Source organism: Streptomyces sp. sk2.1 (assembly GCF_008120935.1).
Lineage (GTDB): Bacteria > Actinomycetota > Actinomycetes > Streptomycetales > Streptomycetaceae > Streptomyces.
Genome location: NZ_RDBO01000115.1, coordinates 1 through 913, shown reverse-complemented (window position 1 = coordinate 913; position 913 = coordinate 1). Strand labels below are relative to the sequence as shown.

The following is a 913-nucleotide window of genomic DNA, read 5'->3' as shown; positions in this document are numbered from 1 at the left end:
TAGGGTCTGTGTGATGTCGCGATCAATCGGCTGCTCGTAACAGGTCTTCGATCCAGATCATCGAGGCGCGGAGTTCGAGGCCGGCGAGGTAGCTCTCGGGGGTCTTGTCGAAGCGGGTGGCGATGCCGCGCCAGTCCTTCAGCCGGTTTATCAGGCGCTCGATGGTGTTGCGCTCCTTGTAGAGGTCTGCGTCGTGGCTGACCGGCCTGCCCCCTCGGCTGCCTTTCTTCGTGCGGTTGGCGGCTTGGTCCTTCTTCTCCGGGATCACCGCCTTGATGCCGCGTTTCCGCAGGTAAGAGCGGTTACCGCGAGACGAGTAGGCCTTGTCCGCGGCGACGGCGCCCGGTCGGGTGCGGGGCCTGCCGACCGGCAGGCGGACGCGGATCTTGTTCAGCACGGGGATGAACTGCGGGCTGTCCGCGGCCTGCCCGGCGGTCAGGACGAACGCCAGCGGGCGACACCTGCGGTCGGCGGCGAGGTGAATTTTGCTGGTCAGCCCGCCGCGGGACCTGCCGAGCAGGGCTTCCCTCAGGCGGAGCCGGTGCCGCCGTCGGACGCGTCGCCGTTCTTCCCTCCCGGGGTCGCTTGCGCTGTCCTGCCCGTTCCGTCCCCTTGCGCCGCCCCCTTTTGCCGGGCCTGCTCCTCCTCGGCAGCGGCTTCCTCCAGGGCGTCCAGCACCTCGCGGTCCACTTGCATCCCAGCCGCGTCATGGTGAGCGCGGACCGTGGTGGAATCCACGCTGACCAGCGACAAGTCCGTCCTCCCCCGGCGGGCGGCCTCGGCGATCAGACCCTCCAGCAAGGCGGTGAACACACCAGTGTTCCGCCAGACCCGAAAGCGCCCGTAGACGGTCGGCCACGGCCCGAACTCGGCCGGCATCTCACGCCACTGCGCGCTGGTCCTGAACCGCCAG

General features: G+C 68.9%; 1 pseudogene. It reads right to left on the bottom strand.

The window, feature by feature from the left end:
• Positions 1-22: 22 nt before the first annotated feature.
• Positions 23-913, bottom strand: a pseudogene (locus EAO76_RS40895) (IS5 family transposase); the annotation flags it as partial.